The organism is Pseudomonas guariconensis (assembly GCF_040822035.1).
Taxonomy (GTDB): Bacteria; Pseudomonadota; Gammaproteobacteria; order Pseudomonadales; family Pseudomonadaceae; genus Aquipseudomonas; species Aquipseudomonas guariconensis.
In genome coordinates this window covers 3,676,375-3,694,140 of sequence record NZ_CP162012.1, presented here as the reverse complement: position 1 = coordinate 3,694,140, position 17,766 = coordinate 3,676,375, and the positions used below count along the sequence as shown (strand labels likewise).

Genomic DNA, 17,766 nt, shown 5'->3' with positions numbered 1-17,766 from the left:
GGTCGAGATTGAAAACCGCAGGTTTCAAGGAGTGGCGTGATGGGCGAACGCAAGGCGATGTTGATCCTGCATGGCAAGCAAGCCATGAACGAGGAGGTGCGCAGCGCCGTGGGCGGGCTGCGCGAGCGCGGTTGGACGCTGGACGTGCGCCTGACCTGGGAGGCCGGAGATGCCCAGCGGTGGGTCGCACAGGCATTGGCCGCAGGTTTTCGGCAGGTGGTGGCCGGTGGTGGAGACGGCACCTTGAGAGACGTGGCCGAGGCCATGGCGCAGGCTCGCTCGGATGCCAGCCTTGCACTGCTGCCCTTGGGCACGGCCAATGACTTCGCCAAGGCCGCAGGTATACCGCTGGAGCCTGCGGCGGCTCTGGACTTGCTCGAGCAGCCGGCACGGCCGGTGGATCTGGGCAAGGTGGGTGATCAGATGTTTCTCAACATGGCCACCGGTGGGTTTGGCAGCCAAGTTACGGCCAATACATCCGAAGATTTGAAGAAAGTACTAGGCGCCGCGGCCTACCTGTTCACTGGTCTGTCTCGTTTCAGCGAGCTGCAGGCGGCATCGGTGGAGCTTCAGGGGCCGGATTTTCATTGGCAGGGCGAGTTGCTGGCGCTGGGTATCGGCAATGGTCGTCAGGCGGGCGGTGGGCATGTGCTGTGCCCCGATGCTTGGGTGGACGATGGCTTGCTGGATATCGGTATCTTGCCTGCCCCCCAGGAAATGATCGGTGCTTTGCGCGATCTGCTTGCCGGAGAGGGGTTGTTCGTGAGGGCTCGGCTGCCTTGGGTCGAGATCAAGAGCTCACAGGGGGTGGACATCAACCTCGATGGCGAGCCGTTGCAGGCCGACAGTCTGCGCTTCGAGGCGTGTCCGGCCGCGTTGCGCCTGCATTTGCCGGCGGACTCGCCCTTGCTCAGTCGTCCAGGCTGATGATCTTCTCGCGAACGGCGAACAGCACCAGGCCGGCCACGTCATAGATCTGCAAGCGTTTCATGATCTGCGAGCGGTGGGTTTCGACTGTCTTGATCGATAGGCCCAGGCCGTTGGCGATTTCCCGGGTCGACTTGCCGCGCACGATCAGACGCAGGATCTCCAGTTGGCGAGCGGTCAGGTTGTGGCGCTCGCCCGCCGTTTGCTTACCGTCCTGGGCGTGAAGCAAGGCTTGGTTGATCACGGTATGGGCAATCGCCGGGCTCAGGTAGCGCTCGCCGTTGTGCAGGGCGGCCAGGGCTTGTTCCAGTTCGTTGGCCGTGGTGTCCTTGAGCAGGTAGCCATGGGCGCCGCTTTCCAAGGCGCGCATGATCAGATCCGGATCGGTGTGCATGGAGAGGATCAGTACTTTGCACACGAAACCGTTTGCGCGCAGTTGGCTGAGAGCGTCCAGGCCGCTGGTCGAGCGCATGGAGATGTCCAGCAGGACAATGTCTGGCGTCACGCGCTGCACCATCTCCAGTAACTGGCTGCCATCATCGGCTTCGCCTACTACCGAATAGCCAGGAATATCGGTCACCAGCGCGCGGACGCCCGCGCGGATCAGCGAGTGGTCGTCCACCAGCAGCAATCTACAGGTCATGGGAGGCGGGAGTCCTGGCGCGCTCTTCGGTGCGCGGTGGCCATGGGAACAGCGCGTCGATCCGGGTGCCCTGACCCGGTTGGCTGGAGATGCTCAGCGTGCCTTGCAGGGCCGCCGCGCGTTCCAGCATCCCAGCCAGGCCTCGTTGGCCGGCTTCGGCCGGGTTGGCGGCGGGCTCGAAGCCCTGGCCGTCATCCTGGATCGACAGGCTCAGGCCCGCAGGCGTGCGGCGCAGGCTGATCGTGAGATTGCACGCATGGGCGTGACGCAGCATGTTGGTCACCGCTTCCTGGGTGATCCGGAATGCGGCCATGGAAACCGCTTCGTCGATACCGCCGAGGCGCTGATGGCACTCCAGGCTCCAGTGAACATCGCTGCTCTCCAGGGTGCGCACCAGATGGGCCCGCAGGCTCGCCTCCAGTCCCAGACTGGCCAGTTGACGCGGGTTGAGAATCGCCGAGACGTCCCTGACATTGCTCAATGTGCTTTCGAGGGTCTTGCGCAGGGTCTGGCAGTGCTCTTGAAGCTCTGCCGGAATGCGCCGCTGTAGCCAGTCGAGCTGAAGCTTCGCGGCCGTGAGCGATTGGCCTATATCGTCATGCAACTCTCGGCTTAGGCGCTGGCGTTCGCCTTCCTGGACCTTGAGCATACGGTCGGCCAGTTCCGCTGGGCGCAGGCTGATCGATCTTGCCCACTGGCGCCAGTGCCAGAGGATCCCGATCAAGGCAATCGATTGCAGCAGTAGCAGGCTGGCGGGCAGGGGGAGGGCGCGTACGGCAAACGTTAGGTTGGCGAGCAGTGATCCCACGCACAGCAACGCGGTCGCCCAGCGCAGCAAGGTGGCGCGGGAGCGGCAATGCTGAGGGAGTTTCAAGCGTGGAAGCATAGATAGAAAAGCCACTGAATTGTTGCTGTTGGAGGCCTTGCATGGGACTGGTCAGAGGCTTTGGCGTCCTGCTTTCAAGCACTTGCCGACGACGGTTCACTCAATTGAACAATACCTGCGGCGCGTGCATTCAACTGCGTGCATGGTATCACTTCAAGTTGATTTGGTCGCGGTGGCCGGTGGCTTGAAACCTCAGGTTTTTCGGGGCCATGCAGGGGCATAGCCCAAATCGACAGATATCAAAACGCCATTATTCATTGAAATGGTTTTTCTTCAAGCGCAACTAATACGTACATGCCTGCTAGAGCGTTTTCCGAACTAAGAAAAACTTTGCGCTTTGTATTTTTTATTGTTTGTTCGTCACAAACGCTCAGTGCCGGTGACCGGGCACCACGACGGACGAGGCAAGATGGGTTTGGGACAGGTGAGGGTGGGTGCACAGGTCGCCGCGCGACTGGCAGGGCCCGCACAGTTCCGGACGAGGTTGCCCCAGGGCGTTCGCCAGTTCTTCGAGCAACAGGGACTGCTCGGCGGTGTCCAGGTTCAAGCGGCCTGTCGTCGCATCGACCAGCTCCAGCTGCCAAGCCAGTAGATTCATGCAGGCATGCAGCGTGCTCAACGCCTGCTCGCCCAGATGATGTTGCTGCTGGCAGACGGGGGCCAGCAGTTGCTGGAGCGCGGCGGTGTAGCGGGCGACTTCAAGCAGCCCAAGCGCGTCAGCACGACGGGCTAGGGTGTCGAGCGTCTCGTTCAGGCATTGGCATGCATCGGGATCGTTATCGATCAGCTCCAGATGCTGAAGGCATTCCTGGGTTTTGGTCAGCCATACCTGTGCATCCAGCAGGAAATCCTGCAGGGCGCCGTTGTTCAGTGGTGCGCTGTCCATCATGAAACGCCTGCGCACGGGGCAGGAGGATCTGCGCTTGGCAACACCGAGACCGTCGCTAGCAAAGCCTGACTCCATTCATGCATTGAGAATGGCGTCACATTAATGGCTATTGGATACGGGGAACATCAGGTCGCACCCGATTGCTACTAGGGGATTCCCTGATGGCGGTCGGATAAATGATGAGTCGGCAACGGATATGTCCGCGCAGGCAGTAAAGCATGATGTTAAAGTGATATCAAATGTCGGCAATACAATTTCCCTGAGGGGTCAAGCTGCGCGCAGTTGCGCCGATACAAGACAGATGAATTCACATTCCTGACTCAAGCCTGGGGGTTTTCCAATGGCTGGTATTCTCGATACGGTCGATCAACGTACACAACTGGTAGGTGAGAACCGCCTGGAAATCCTGATGTTCCGACTGGCGGGGCGCCAGTTGTTCGCCATCAACGTGTTCAAGGTTCAGGAAGTGCTGCAACTGCCGAAGCTGACCTTGATGCCGCAGCGCCACGCCTTCGTGTGTGGTGTGGTCAATCTGCGTGGCCAGACACTGCCGGTGATCGACCTCTCTCAGGCGATCGGTATGCGGCCCCTACAGCCCGGCCCGGACAGCACCATCATCGTCACCGAATACAACCGCTCGGTGCAGGCCTTTCTGGTGGGCGGCGTCGACCGCATCGTCAACATGAACTGGGAAGCCATCATGCCGCCGCCGTCCAGCGCCGGTCGCCAGCACTACCTGACAGCGATCACCAAGGTCGATGAGCAGTTGGTGGAGGTGATCGATGTGGAAAAAGTCCTGGCCGAGATCGTGCCCTACAACACACGCGTCTCGCGGGACAAGCTCGATGACCCGGTCCTGGCGCGCGCCCGCGGTCGTGAAGTGTTGTTGGTGGATGACTCCAGCGTGGCCTTGGTTCAACTGCGCGAGACTCTGTCTCAGCTCGGCATGAAGCTGCACGTGGCAAGCGATGGCCTGAAGGCATTGCGCATGCTCAAAGGCTGGGCGGATGCCGGAGAAGATGTCTGCGAGAAACTGCTGATGGTGTTCACCGACGCGGAAATGCCCGAGATGGACGGTTACCGCCTGACCACCGAGATCCGTGGCGACGCGCGCCTGCGTGGGCTTCACGTGGTGCTGCATACGTCGCTGTCGGGCAGTTTCAACGAATCAATGGTGAAGAAGGTTGGCTGTGACAACTTCCTTTCCAAATTCCAGCCTGACCGCCTGGTGGATGTGGTGCGACAGCGCCTGATGCTGGATCACGCCACAGCCTAGTGGCCTGCCGTGGCCGGGTATAAGCTTGGCATTTTCGGCTGGCTCGAGGCGGGCAGGGATGTTTTTGAGTGCGTTGTATCGATACCCGGTGAAATCGGGGCAGGCCCAGAGCCTGGTGGACTCGCCGGTTGACCTTCTGGGGTTGCGGGGTGACCGGCGCTGGATGGTGGTGGAGCAGGACAATGGACGCTTCCTCACCCAACGCGCCTGGCCAGGCCTGGGACAAATCAATGCCAGCTACGACGAGCATGGGCAACTCTTGCTCCAGGCCCCAGGGCAGGCGCCTTTGGCCGTTCCCGTACCCGGAGTCGATGACGACCTGCGTGGTGTTACCATTTGGCGTGACACACTGCGAGTACCGGACGCCGGCGATGCCGCCGCAGCCTGGTTGAGCGAACTGCTCGGCAAGTCGGTTCGCCTGGTGTATTGCCCAGAGCAGCGGGCGCGTTATCTACCTAATGGCTATGGCCTGAACAGCGACCGGGCGGCGTTCCCGGACGGGTTTCCGTTGCTGCTGATCGGGCAAGGGTCGCTTGACGAGCTGAACCGGCGGATCGGACGCCCCATGGAGATGTTGCGGTTTCGCCCGAACCTGGTGGTGGAAGGGGCTGCGCCTTTTGCCGAGGACGGCTGGAAGCGGATTCGCATTGGCGAGTTGACCTTTCGGCTGCTCAAACCTAGCGTGCGATGCATCTTGACCACGCTTGACCCTGCCACGGGGGAGCGCAGCGCGGATCGTGAGCCTTTGACGACACTGAAGACGTTCCGGGAGAAAGAAGGGGACGTGTTGTTTGGGCAGAACGTGGCGGCCGATGGACCTGGGGCGTTGCGGGTCGGGATGGCGGTCGAGGTGATCGAATAATACGTTGTGGCTGGCTTGTTTGTTCGTTGGTGATGGTTTGAGGGGCGTGGGTGTATCCGTTTGATTTATTGACGGTTAGTCACCTTTGCGCGTACGCCCCGCAAGACACCGCAGCGAGGGGACTCCGGAGCGTGGCGCAGGGGCCGGATGTGGGAGCCAACGGTTTTTGCCTACTTTTGCCCAAGAGCAAAAGTAGGTCGCCGTAAAGGCGAAAAGCGCCGGTGGCGCCCCACCCAGAATGGATATTCACACTATCTGAAAGCCCAAGCCCTCACATATCGTCGAAATACCGTTCGTGCCAATCCACCAACGGCTGCGGCGAGTTCAGCTTCTGCCCGTAGATCACCGAATAAGACAACACGTTCTGCACATACTGGCGTGTTTCGTCGAATGGGATCGACTCCACCCACACATCGAAGCTCAGATGCTTGGCCCCTTTGAGCCACTGCCGCACCCGCCCGGGACCTGCGTTGTACGCCGCCGAGGCCAAGACCCGATTGCCATTGAACTGCCCATGCACCTGGCTCAGGTAAGCCGCACCAAGCTGGATGTTCTTGTCCGGATTGAGTACCTGCGAAGGCGAGGCCAGCGGAATGTTGAATTTGCGCGCTGTCTCCTTGGCCGTGGCCGGCATCAGCTGCATCAGACCACTGGCTCCCACACTGGAGCGGGCGTCTTCCATGAAGGCGCTTTCCTGGCGGGTGATGGCGAATACCCAGCTCGAATGCAATCCGCGCACCTTGGCTTCGCGCACCAGCGTGTCGCGGTGAGCCATGGGGAAGCGGATGTCCAGATCATCCCAGTACTGGGCCTGACTGATCGTACGGATCGCTGGGAAGTACCAGCGCAGATCGTAGGCCAGGCGGGCCTGGGCGACCATCTCGTCGCGGTTGAAGTGGCGGCTGACGTGGTACCACTCACGACGACCCTCGACGATCTGGCCGCGAGCATGGAACTCCAAGGCGCGACGCACTCCGGGGGTGTTGCGTACCTTGTTGATCACCTGCTGGCTCAGCATCAACGGCTTGTTGTTGAGCTGGTAGGGCGTCTGTGCCCGATCGGCGGCGAGGAATCCATAGAAATCACGCTCGCGGGCCACTGTCTTGTACAACAGTGGGATTTGGGGGTTGTTCGGCTGCGCCAGCTCCAGGCTACGGGCCTGCCAATAACGCCACCGGTTGCTGCTGGCCAAGTCCTGAGGCAAACGCTTGGTCAACTCGTAGGCGTCTTCCCAGCGACCCAGGCGCAACAGCAGGCGCAGGCGCCACTCACTGACGGTATTGTCACGCAGCTCGGGGTCGTATCGGGTCATCAGGTCCAGGGCGCGCGGGTCGTAACGGCGTGCCAGGGTCAGGCCGATTTCGCGGGCGATGGCGACCTTCTCGTCGCGCGAGAAGTGCATGCGCTGGGCGTAGTCGTCGAGCAGTGACATGGCCCGCTCTGGGTCCTGACGCGCCAGGCGACGCAGGCCCAGGCTGACCACATCGGACATGGCTTCGTTGACGGGCGTAAAACGCGACGGCTGGTTGAGCAGCTCCGGCTTTTGCGCCACATCGATCAGCAGTCGGCCCTGGGGGGCGAGGGTGGTCAGGGTCTTGACCAGGTTATTGGCCAGGCTGTAGTTGCGCGCCTGGGCCGCGAGCTTGGCCCGTTGCCAGCGTTTGGCCTCGGTCAGCTGGCCTTCGGCCGCCCACAGGCCGAACAGGGTGTCGCAGGCGGCAGGTTGCGACTTGCCGACGTTCCACAGTTTTTCGGCGCTGGCAAAACCTTCGGCGCGCAGGCCGTGGGTGAGCTGGTACTGGCCGTTCAGGCAATCCAGTTCTGTGAAGTTGAGCTTGGGGTCGTAGTATTTGACGAAGGTGTTCCATTCGCCGCGTTCGGCCAGCCAGCGTAGCCAGCGCAGTTTCATCCAGTTGGCCTGGGGCAGGTCGCCATGCCGGGCGAGGAAGCCTTCGATTTCTTCGTTACTGGCGCTCTTGAGGCGGGCGGTGAGCTCGTCATAGGCCAGGTAAGGTGTCAGCGGATAATCACGAAGCGCATTGGCGTAGCGCAGGTAAGGCCCCTTGTCGCCCTTGGCCAGGGCGCGCTTGGCCTCATCGTAATATTGACGCTGCTGAGTGATATCGATGGCCTGTGCCGCGCTCGCGGTGGTGGCGGTGAGCAGCAGGCAGGAAACGAGTTGGAACAGGCGGCTGCGCATGAGACGTCCGGGCAAGTGAACCAAGGAAAAGTGACGGCGAAGCCAGCACTGTTGGGATCTATTGCCTTAGCTTAGCCGTTTGCCGGCAGCGGGTGAAAGCACTGTGCTTGTATCCAATCATTATCTTCGACCGGATGTCGCAACGTCTGCGGGGTGCAGTCTGGCTAATGCCCGCAAGGGGCAAGTCAGGTAGAATGCGCGCCCGGTTTTTGGAGAAGATTATGACCCTGCTCAAATTCAGCGATGTGTCCCTTGCGTTCGGCGCCATGCCGCTGCTGGACAAGGTGTCCTGGCAGATCGCGCGTGGCGAGCGGGTGTGCATCATCGGCCGCAACGGCACTGGCAAGTCGAGCATGCTGCGCCTGGTCAAGGGCGAGCAGAAGCCTGACGACGGCGAAATTTGGCGTGCTCCGGGCCTGAAGATCGGCGAATTGCCGCAGGAATTGCCGGTTGCTGACGAGCGCACAGTGTTCGATGTGGTGGCCGAAGGCCTGGACGGCGTCGGCGCGCTGCTGGCCGAGTATCACCACTTGAGCCAGAACATTCAGGGCGATGCCGACCTCGAGAAACTGATGCACGTCCAGCATGAACTCGAAGCGCGCGATGGATGGCGACTGCAGCAAGTGGTGGAAAGCACCCTGAGCCGTCTGCAGCTGCCCGCTGACAAGACCCTCGCCGAGCTGTCCGGTGGTTGGCGTCGGCGTGTGCTGCTAGCCCAGGCGCTGGTGTCCGAACCGGACCTGCTGCTGCTCGACGAGCCGACCAACCATCTGGACATCGGTGCCATCGCCTGGCTCGAGGAGGCCCTCAGCGGGTTCAACGGGGCTGTGCTGTTCATCACTCACGACCGTTCCTTCCTGCAAAACCTGGCTACCCGCATCCTGGAACTGGATCGCGGCGGTCTGATCGACTGGAACGGCGATTACGCCAGCTTCCTGGTACACAAGGAGGCCATGCTGGCCGCCGAGGAAACTGCCAATGCGCTGTTCGACAAGCGTTTGGCTCAGGAAGAGGTTTGGATTCGCCAGGGCATCAAGGCCCGGCGTACCCGTAACGAGGGTCGTGTGCGCGCCCTGAAGGCATTGCGTGTCGAGCGCGGCGAACGTCGCGAGCGCCAGGGTAAGGCGAACATCCAGATCGAGGTTGCGGACAAGTCCGGCAAGCAGGTCATGACGCTCGAAAATGTGAGCTTCGCGCACGCCGATGGCCCGATGCTGGTCAAGAACTTCTCCATGGTCCTGCAGCGCGAGGACCGTATTGGCCTGCTGGGCGCCAACGGTACTGGCAAGACGACCTTGCTCAAGCTGATGCTGGGCGACTTGGAGCCCACTTCGGGCAAAGTCGAGCGCGGCACCAAGCTTGAGGTCGCCTACTTTGACCAGTTGCGCCATCAACTGGACCTGGAGAAGACGGTAATCGACAACCTCGCGCAAGGGCGGGACTTCATCGAGATCGACGGCCAGAGCCGGCACGTGCTCAGCTACCTGGGCGATTTCCTGTTCAGTCCACAACGTGCCCGTACGCCGGTCAAGGCGTTGTCCGGGGGCGAGCGGGCGCGGCTGTTGCTGGCCAAACTGTTCAGCAAGCCGGCCAACCTGCTGGTGCTGGACGAGCCGACCAACGACTTGGATGTGGAGACCCTCGAGCTGCTCGAGGAAGTGCTCTCCAACTTCAAGGGCACCGTGCTGATGGTCAGCCATGACCGGGCATTTCTCGACAACGTGGTGACCAGTACCCTGGTGTTTGAAGGCGAAGGCCGGGTGCGTGAGTATGTCGGTGGCTATGAGGACTGGATCCGTCAAGGTGGCTCGCCGAAGTTGCTCGGCGTTGCCGAGAGCAAGGGCGGCAAGGCCGAGCTGGGCAGCGCCGTAGTGGAAAAGCCTGCGGAGCAGGCGGCACCGGCTGCAAACCTTGCGGCTGCTGCGTCGGATCCGGCCAAGAAAAAGCTGAGCTACAAGCTGCAGCGTGAGCTGGAGGCGCTGCCAGGGCTGATCGATGAATTGGAGCAGCGCATGGCTACGGTGCAGGAAGAGGTCAATGCCCCGGGCTTCTATCAACGACCGATCGGTGAGACCTCGGCGGTGCTGGCCAAACTTGAGCAGATGCAAAGTGAGCTGGATACGCTGGTCGAGCGCTGGGCTGAACTGGAAGGGTAAGGCTGTCTCAGGCCATCAGGGCGCCTGGCGCCCTGCCGCAGGCTTCGCCAGCCCAGGACCAAGCTGGTGAAACCTGCGAGTGGCTGTTGGATGCCCCTGGGGGCGTTTAGCCTTCTTTTTTCTGCAGGCGTACGGCCAGGACGTCACAAGGCGCGCCATGCAGCACATCGTTTGCGGTGGAGCCAAGCAGCAAGGCAAGACCGTGGCGGCCATGGCTGCCAACTACGATAAGGTCGCAGTTCTGGTCCTTGGCCAGTTGATGGATTTCCTGACGTGGCTGACCGTAGGTCAGGTGCGAGTCGCCACGGTTGATGGTCGGATACTTGTTGAACAGGCGATCCATGCGCTCCTTGGCCTGATCGAACTGTTGCTGCTGCAATTGCGACAAGTCCATCGGCACGTCGCCACCGAAGGCCATGGCCATGGGTTCGACGATGTGCACCAGCGAGACCTTGGCTCCAGTAGGTTCGGCGAGCTTCATGGCGCGCTTGATCACCGGGTCGCATTCTTCGGTCAGGTCGACAGCAACCAGAAGATGTTCGTAGGACATGGTGGTACTCCTGACATTTGCGATAGTAGAAGTATGGTCGCTTTCGGGCCGAGTGCCGAGAAACCTGGCTAACCAGCTCATTTGCAACGCTTTATGGAATCTACAGATATGACGGTATGGCTGGTGGTGTCAATCCTTGCGCTGATTCTGAGCCCTATGGCCTGGTTGCGCCCTTCGCGAAAACAGAGCGAGCAGATGAATCTACGTCTGGAAGGCCGGCGTATGGGGTTGGCCATGCAGCTGGCGCCTCAGCAGTGGCCTCATTGGCTGGAAAAAGAGCCTCCCAGCCCCTGTCCGCAATACCATCGAGCCCGGCGCAAGGGGAGCGACGATACCTGGTGTTATTGGCAGGTCACGCCGGGGGTTTGGTGGAACCAGTGGCGCGAGCCCTGCGCAGACCCGCGCCTGAATGAAGCCTTTGCGCGCCTGCCGGCAACGGTCTACAAAGTCGAAGCCGACAGTCGCATGCTGGCCCTGTACTGGAGCGAGCGGGGCGACAAGACTGTTTTGCAGGATATTGCCCGCGTGCTCGAAACCCTCGCTTGATCTCTACCCTCCCTGGGCCGCTTTTCGCGGCCCCAACAGCGTAACGCCTCTGCCTTGTGCCCCATTTTCCTCATTTACCAGTGCATTTCTGGGTGTATGGGGTGTCTATCTTCCCGATGAATGTGCCGCAATCACCGTCATCATGTTTGGTACCTGTGCGGTGCAAAATGACCGGAAAGTCGCGTTTTAAGGGTGCTTTCGAGCATTTGACAACGCCGATCTTTTCGGTGAATGTGTGCATACCCAAATCAAACGGGCGTATGAATTGAGCGTTTGTATGTCAGATCGCTCTTACAGAATCCCGACTATCGCGCTGACGGGTGTGCCTGGAAAGAAGGCTTGATCGGCCTTCGCACCAGCGATCGGCGTGTACAGTTCAGCTTCCATATCGTGGAGATCAGTTGATGATTTACGAAGGTAAAGCCATCACGGTTAAGGCTCTTGAAAGCGGCATCGTCGAACTGAAGTTCGACCTCAAGGGTGAGTCCGTCAACAAGTTCAACCGCCTGACCCTGGAAGAGCTACGCCAGGCCGTAGACGCCATCAAGGCCGACGCCGCCATCAAGGGCGTGATCGTCAGCAGCGGCAAGGACGTGTTCATCGTCGGCGCCGACATCACCGAGTTCGTCGACAACTTCAAGCTGCCCGAGGCCGAGCTGGTCGCCGGCAACCTGGAAGCCAATCGCATCTTCAACGACTTTGAAGACCTCGCCGTGCCGACCGTCGCTGCCATCAACGGCATCGCCTTGGGTGGCGGCCTGGAAATGTGCCTGGCGGCCGATTACCGCGTCATGTCCTCGAGCGCGAAGATCGGTCTGCCCGAAGTCAAGCTGGGCATCTACCCAGGCTTCGGTGGCACCGTGCGCCTGCCGCGCCTGATCGGTTCGGACAACGCGATCGAGTGGATCGCCTCCGGCAAGGAAAACCGTGCCGAGGACGCGCTCAAGGTCGGCGCCGTCGACGCCGTGGTTGCCCCTGAACTGCTGCAGTCCGCTGCTCTGGACCTGATCAAGCGTGCCATCAGCGGTGAGCTGGATTACAAGGCCAAGCGCCAGCCAAAGCTTGAAAAGCTCAAGCTCAATGCCATCGAACAGATGATGGCCTTCGAGACCGCCAAGGGCTTCGTCGCAGGTCAAGCCGGCCCGAACTACCCAGCACCGGTCGAAGCCATCAAGACTATTCAGAAAGCCGCCAATTTCGGTCGTGACGAAGCGTTGGAGGTCGAGGCCGCAGGTTTCGCCAAGCTGGCCCGCACTTCGGTCGCCGAAAGCCTGATCGGCCTGTTCCTGAACGATCAGGAGCTCAAGCGCAAGGCCAAGGCCCATGACGAGATCGCCCGTGACGTGAAGCAGGCTGCCGTGCTCGGCGCCGGCATCATGGGTGGCGGCATCGCCTACCAGTCCGCCGTCAAGGGCACGCCGATCCTGATGAAGGACATCCGTGAGGAGGCCATCCAGCTGGGCCTGAACGAGGCCTCCAAGCTGCTCGGCAAGCGTGTCGAGAAGGGGCGCTTGACCCCGGCGAAGATGGCTGAGGCGCTCAATGCCATTCGTCCGACCCTGTCTTACGGTGATTTCGGCAACGTCGATATCGTCGTCGAAGCGGTGGTAGAGAACCCGAAAGTCAAGCAAGCGGTGTTGGCGGAAGTGGAAGGGCAGGTCAAAGAGGACGCGATTCTCGCCTCCAACACCTCCACCATCTCCATCAACCTGTTGGCCAAAGCCCTCAAGCGTCCCGAGAACTTCGTCGGCATGCACTTCTTCAACCCGGTGCACATGATGCCGCTGGTGGAAGTCATCCGTGGCGAGAAGTCCAGTGAAGTCGCGGTCGCTACCACCGTCGCCTACGCCAAGAAGATGGGCAAGAACCCGATCGTGGTCAATGACTGCCCGGGCTTCTTGGTCAACCGTGTGCTGTTCCCGTATTTCGGCGGTTTCGCCAAGCTGGTCAGCGCCGGTGTCGACTTCGTGCGCATCGACAAGGTGATGGAAAAGTTCGGCTGGCCGATGGGCCCGGCCTACCTGATGGACGTCGTCGGTATCGACACCGGCCACCATGGTCGCGACGTCATGGCCGAAGGCTTCCCGGACCGCATGAAAGACGATCGCCGCTCCGCCGTCGATGCCCTGTACGAGGCCAATCGCCTGGGCCAGAAGAACGGCAAGGGCTTCTACGCCTACGAAACCGACAAGCGCGGCAAACCGAAGAAAGTCGCCGATGCCTCGGTGCTGGATGTGCTCAAGCCGATCGTCTTCGAGCAGCGTGAAGTGACCGACGAGGACATCATCAACTGGATGATGATCCCTCTGTGCCTGGAAACCGTCCGCTGCCTGGAAGATGGCATCGTCGAGACCGCCGCCGAAGCCGACATGGGCCTGGTGTACGGCATTGGCTTCCCTCCCTTCCGTGGTGGTGCGCTGCGCTACATCGATTCGATCGGGGTCGCTGAGTTCGTCGCCCTGGCCGACCAGTATGCCGATCTGGGGCCGCTGTACCACCCGACCGCGAAGCTGCGCGAAATGGCCAAGAACGGTCAGCGCTTCTTCAACTGAGCGCCCAACGAGTTAGAGCGAGAGTATTGATATGAGCCTGAATCCAAGAGACGTGGTGATTGTCGACTTCGGTCGCACGCCGATGGGTCGTTCCAAAGGTGGCATGCACCGTAACACCCGTGCCGAGGATATGTCCGCGCACCTGATCAGCAAGCTGCTGGAGCGCAATGACAAGGTCGATCCGAAAGAAGTCGAGGACGTGATCTGGGGCTGCGTCAACCAGACCCTGGAGCAGGGCTGGAACATCGCCCGCATGGCGTCGCTGATGACCCAGATCCCGCACACTTCTGCGGCCCAGACCGTGAGCCGCCTGTGCGGCTCGTCGATGAGCGCGCTGCACACCGCCGCCCAGGCGATCATGACTGGCAACGGTGATGTGTTTGTCGTCGGTGGTGTCGAGCACATGGGTCACGTCAGCATGATGCATGGCGTGGATCCCAACCCGCACCTGTCCCTGCATGCCGCCAAGGCGTCGGGCATGATGGGCCTGACTGCGGAGATGCTCGGCAAGATGCATGGCATCACCCGCGAGCAGCAGGACCTGTTCGGCCTGCGTTCGCACCAGCTGGCCCACCAGGCGACGGTCGAAGGCAATTTCAAGGACGAGATCATCCCGATGCAGGGCTATGACGAGAACGGTTTCCTGAAGGTCTTCGACTACGACGAGACCATTCGCCCGGAAACCACCCTTGAAGGCCTGGCGTCGCTCAAGCCGGCGTTCAACCCGAAAGGGGGTACCGTCACCGCTGGTACTTCGTCGCAAATCACTGACGGCGCTTCGTGCATGATCGTCATGTCCGGCCAGCGTGCCATGGACCTGGGGATCCAGCCTCTGGCGGTCATCCGCGCCATGGCGGTGGCCGGCGTCGACCCGGCAATCATGGGCTACGGTCCGGTGCCGTCGACCCAGAAAGCCCTCAAGCGTGCCGGCCTGACCATGGCCGACATCGACTTCATCGAGCTCAACGAAGCGTTCGCCGCGCAGGCCCTGCCGGTACTCAAGGACCTGAAAGTGCTCGACAAGATGGATGAGAAGGTTAACCTGCACGGCGGCGCGATTGCGTTGGGTCACCCGTTCGGTTGCTCGGGAGCGCGGATTTCCGGCACCCTGCTCAACGTCATGAAGCAAAAAGGCGGTACCCTCGGCGTCGCCACCATGTGTGTCGGCCTGGGTCAAGGCATCACCACTGTCTTCGAACGCGTCTGATCGCGTCGATGACAGCAACCGGGGCCTTGTGCCCCGGTTTTTGTTTTTTACAGGATTTGTTTCAAGAGGTGGGCGACATGCAGATACAACCCGGTGTGTACCGGCATTACAAAGGGCCTGAGTACCGTGTGTTCGGCGTTGCGCGGCACTCCGAGACCGAAGAATGGGTCGTGTTCTACCAGGCGTTGTATGGCGAATTCGGGCTTTGGGTAAGGCCGTTGTCGATGTTCCTGGAGTCTGTCGAGGTTGACGGCGAGCAGGTGCCACGCTTTGCTTTGGTCAAGGCCGAAGAGGGACGGTTCGAGCAGCCTGGTGTAGCGCAAGGCTGAACCTGAGCGCTTGACCTCACCCTGTTGCCACTATATATAGCGGTGCCGCGTCTGGCACCTGACGCGTTTTTCATCTTCAGATTCAGGAATACTCCGATCCATGGGCAAATCGCTGGTCATTGTGGAATCCCCGGCCAAGGCCAAGACCATCAACAAGTACCTGGGCAGCCAGTACGTGGTGAAGTCGAGTATCGGCCATATCCGAGACCTCCCCACCAGCGGTTCGGCCAGCGCCACCAAGGAGCCGGCGGCCAAGCGCGGTAAGACCGCGTCCGAGGCCCCCGCGCTGTCGCCGAAGGAGAAGGCGCGCCGCCAGCTGGTCGCCCGCATGGGGGTCGACCCGGAAGCCGGCTGGAAAGCCAAGTACGAAATCTTGCCCGGCAAGGAAAAGGTCATCGACGAACTGCGTCGCCTGGCCAAGGATGCCGACACCATTTATCTCGCAACCGACTTGGACCGCGAAGGGGAAGCCATCGCCTGGCACCTGCGCGAGGCTATCGGTGGTGATGACAGCCGCTACAAGCGCGTGGTGTTCAACGAGATCACCAAGAAGGCCATTCAGGAAGCCTTCTCCCAGCCAGGCGAGCTGGACATCGATCGGGTCAACGCCCAGCAGGCCCGGCGCTTCCTCGATCGCGTGGTCGGTTACATGGTCTCGCCGTTGCTGTGGGCCAAGATCGCCCGTGGCTTGTCCGCCGGTCGGGTGCAGTCGGTGGCCGTGAAGCTGGTAGTGGAACGTGAGCGGGAAATTCGGGCCTTCAATCCTGAAGAATACTGGGAAGTGCATGCTGACCTGGGGACCGCCAAGAACGCCAAGGTGCGCTTCGAAGTGGCACGTGAGAAGGGCGAAGCCTTCAAGCCGTTGAACGAAGCCCAGGCCATGGCGGCGCTTGAGAAACTCAAGGCTTCCAGCTACAGCGTTGCCAAACGCGAAGACCGCCCGACTAGCAGCAAGCCGTCGGCGCCGTTCATTACCTCGACGCTGCAACAGGCCGCGAGCAACCGCCTGGGCTTTGGTGTGAAGAAAACCATGATGATGGCCCAGCGTCTCTACGAGGCGGGCTACATCACCTACATGCGTACCGACTCGACCAACTTGTCGGTCGATGCGCTGGATATGGCGCGCAGCTACATTGAGCGCGAGTTCGGCAAGCAGTACCTGCCGGAAAAGCCAGTGGTGTATGGCAGCAAGGAGGGTGCCCAGGAAGCGCACGAAGCGATTCGCCCTTCTGATGTCAACACTCATCCGACCAAGCTCAGTGGCATGGAGCGTGACGCCGAGCGCCTGTACGAATTGATCTGGCGCCAGTTCCTGGCGTGCCAGATGCCTCCTGCGCAATACCTGTCCACCAGCGTCACGGTCAATGCCGGTGACTTTGAATTGCGTGCCAAGGGCCGCATCCTCAAGTTCGACGGTTATACCCGTGTACTGCCTCAGCAGAGCAAGCCGGGCGAAGATGACGTGTTGCCGGAAATGGCCCAGGGCGAGTCGCTCAAGCTCATCCAGCTCGACCCGAGCCAGCACTTCACCAAGCCGCCGGCGCGCTACACCGAAGCCAGCCTGGTCAAGGAAATGGAAAAGCGTGGGATCGGTCGACCATCGACTTACGCGGCGATCATTTCTACCATCCAGGACCGCGGCTATGTGACTTTGCACAATCGCCGCTTCTACTCCGAGAAGATGGGCGACATCGTCACTGAGCGTCTGTCGGAAAGCTTCTCCAATCTCATGGACTACGGTTTCACCGCCGGCATGGAAGAGAACCTCGATGACGTCGCCCAGGGCGAACGCGACTGGAAGAACGTTCTGGACGAGTTCTATGGCGATTTCAGCAAGAAGCTGCTGGCTGCCGAATCCGCCGAGAACGGTATGCGTGCCAACCAGCCGACCCTGACCAACATTCCCTGCAAGGAATGTGGTCGACCCATGATGATCCGTACCGCCTCCACTGGCGTGTTCCTGGGATGCTCGGGTTACAGTCTGCCACCCAAGGAGCGCTGCAAGGCCACCGTGAACCTCGTACCGGGCGATGAAATCGCTGCCGACGATGAAGGTGAGTCCGAGTCCTTGGTCCTGCGTGGCAAGCACCGTTGCCCGATCTGTTCCACGGCGATGGATGCCTACCTGCTGGATGAAAAGCACAAGCTGCACATCTGTGGCAACAACCCGGACTGTGCCGGTTACGAGATCGAGCAGGGCAGCTATCGCATCAAAGGCTATGAAGGGCCTAGCCTGGAATGTGACAAGTGCGGTAGCGAGATGCAGCTCAAGACTGGCCGTTTCGGCAAGTTCTTCGGTTGCACCAATCCTGCGTGCAAGAACACCCGCAAGCTGCTCAAGAGCGGTGAGGCAGCGCCACCGAAGATGGACAAGGTGGACATGCCCGAGCTCAAGTGTGAGAAGGTCGATGACACTTATGTGCTGCGCGACGGCGCCTCGGGGCTGTTCCTGGCTGCCAGCCAGTTCCCGAAGAACCGCGAAACACGCGCGCCACTGGTGCTGGAGATCATCCCGCACAAGCACGAGATCGATCCGAAGTATCACTTCTTGTGCGATGCCCCGCAGAAAGATCCCGACGGGCGTCCGGCGGTGATTCGCTATAGCCGCAAGACCAAAGAGCAGTACGTGCAGTCCGAGGTCGACGGAAAGCCGACCGGCTGGAAGGCATTCTTTGACGGCAACAGCTGGAAAATCGAAGACAAGCGCTGATCCAAAGTGCTGAAAGGGGGCCGCGAATCGGCC

14 protein-coding genes are annotated in these 17,766 nt (G+C 60.8%); 9 read left to right on the top strand and 5 right to left on the bottom strand.

The window, feature by feature from the left end:
* Nucleotides 1-39 precede the first annotated feature (39 nt).
* The gene (gene yegS / locus AB1N67_RS17080) at nucleotides 40-927 is read left to right on the top strand and encodes a lipid kinase YegS (protein WP_043206703.1); all 888 of its coding nucleotides are present in this window, start codon (nucleotides 40-42) and stop codon (nucleotides 925-927) included.
* Here yegS and AB1N67_RS17075 read toward each other — a convergent pair.
* From AB1N67_RS17075 to AB1N67_RS17065, 3 genes are all read right to left on the bottom strand, one after another.
* A complete protein-coding gene (locus AB1N67_RS17075; protein WP_043206702.1) occupies nucleotides 911-1,570 on the bottom strand; it encodes a response regulator transcription factor in 660 nt (219 codons plus the stop codon). The two genes, yegS and AB1N67_RS17075, sit on opposite strands and share 17 nt — an antisense overlap.
* Nucleotides 1,560-2,456 (bottom strand): sensor histidine kinase, encoded by an 897-nt coding sequence (locus AB1N67_RS17070; protein WP_043206701.1) that lies wholly within the window; start codon nucleotides 2,454-2,456, stop codon nucleotides 1,560-1,562. The genes AB1N67_RS17075 and AB1N67_RS17070 overlap by 11 nt, the downstream gene beginning before the upstream one ends.
* A 370-nt stretch (nucleotides 2,457-2,826) precedes the next feature.
* Nucleotides 2,827-3,342, bottom strand: coding sequence for a hypothetical protein (locus AB1N67_RS17065; protein WP_043206700.1), 516 nt, complete (start codon nucleotides 3,340-3,342; stop codon nucleotides 2,827-2,829).
* A gap of 343 nt (nucleotides 3,343-3,685) precedes the next feature.
* Between AB1N67_RS17065 and AB1N67_RS17060 the strand changes: the two genes are divergently transcribed.
* Nucleotides 3,686-4,621, top strand: coding sequence for a chemotaxis protein (locus tag AB1N67_RS17060; protein ID WP_043206699.1), 936 nt, complete (start codon nucleotides 3,686-3,688; stop codon nucleotides 4,619-4,621).
* Between the two features lie 58 nt (nucleotides 4,622-4,679).
* Nucleotides 4,680-5,483 carry an MOSC domain-containing protein gene (locus AB1N67_RS17055; RefSeq protein ID WP_102081928.1) on the top strand — a complete coding sequence of 268 codons (804 nt, stop codon included), beginning with the start codon at nucleotides 4,680-4,682 and terminating at the stop codon, nucleotides 5,481-5,483.
* 271 nt (nucleotides 5,484-5,754) lie between these two features.
* Here the strand turns inward: AB1N67_RS17055 and AB1N67_RS17050 are convergent, their stop codons facing one another.
* Nucleotides 5,755-7,683 carry a transglycosylase SLT domain-containing protein gene (locus AB1N67_RS17050; protein ID WP_090343871.1) on the bottom strand — a complete coding sequence of 643 codons (1,929 nt, stop codon included), beginning with the start codon at nucleotides 7,681-7,683 and terminating at the stop codon, nucleotides 5,755-5,757.
* Between the two features lie 221 nt (nucleotides 7,684-7,904).
* Here AB1N67_RS17050 and AB1N67_RS17045 point away from each other — a divergent pair, with 221 nt between their 5' ends.
* Entirely contained in the window at nucleotides 7,905-9,839 is a 1,935-nt protein-coding gene (locus AB1N67_RS17045; protein ID WP_043206696.1) for an ATP-binding cassette domain-containing protein, read from the top strand.
* Between the two features lie 106 nt (nucleotides 9,840-9,945).
* Here the strand turns inward: AB1N67_RS17045 and AB1N67_RS17040 are convergent, their stop codons facing one another.
* The gene (locus AB1N67_RS17040; protein WP_043206695.1) at nucleotides 9,946-10,389 is read right to left on the bottom strand and encodes a universal stress protein; all 444 of its coding nucleotides are present in this window, start codon (nucleotides 10,387-10,389) and stop codon (nucleotides 9,946-9,948) included.
* 108 nt (nucleotides 10,390-10,497) lie between these two features.
* Here AB1N67_RS17040 and AB1N67_RS17035 point away from each other — a divergent pair, with 108 nt between their 5' ends.
* The 5 genes from AB1N67_RS17035 to topA all read left to right on the top strand — a co-directional run bounded on the left by AB1N67_RS17035 (nucleotide 10,498) and on the right by topA (nucleotide 17,733).
* Nucleotides 10,498-10,935 (top strand): hypothetical protein, encoded by a 438-nt coding sequence (locus AB1N67_RS17035; protein WP_043206694.1) that lies wholly within the window; start codon nucleotides 10,498-10,500, stop codon nucleotides 10,933-10,935.
* A gap of 404 nt (nucleotides 10,936-11,339) precedes the next feature.
* Nucleotides 11,340-13,487 carry a fatty acid oxidation complex subunit alpha FadB gene (gene fadB / locus AB1N67_RS17030; protein WP_367863310.1) on the top strand — a complete coding sequence of 716 codons (2,148 nt, stop codon included), beginning with the start codon at nucleotides 11,340-11,342 and terminating at the stop codon, nucleotides 13,485-13,487.
* A gap of 31 nt (nucleotides 13,488-13,518) precedes the next feature.
* On the top strand, nucleotides 13,519-14,694 hold the full coding sequence (gene fadA, locus AB1N67_RS17025) for an acetyl-CoA C-acyltransferase FadA (protein ID WP_043206692.1): 1,176 nt from the start codon (nucleotides 13,519-13,521) through the stop codon (nucleotides 14,692-14,694).
* A 77-nt stretch (nucleotides 14,695-14,771) separates the two neighbouring features.
* A complete protein-coding gene (locus AB1N67_RS17020) occupies nucleotides 14,772-15,023 on the top strand; it encodes a DUF1653 domain-containing protein (RefSeq protein WP_043206690.1) in 252 nt (83 codons plus the stop codon).
* A gap of 100 nt (nucleotides 15,024-15,123) precedes the next feature.
* The gene (gene topA, locus AB1N67_RS17015) at nucleotides 15,124-17,733 is read left to right on the top strand and encodes a type I DNA topoisomerase (protein ID WP_070571021.1); all 2,610 of its coding nucleotides are present in this window, start codon (nucleotides 15,124-15,126) and stop codon (nucleotides 17,731-17,733) included.
* The last annotated feature ends 33 nt before the right edge of the window (nucleotides 17,734-17,766 follow it).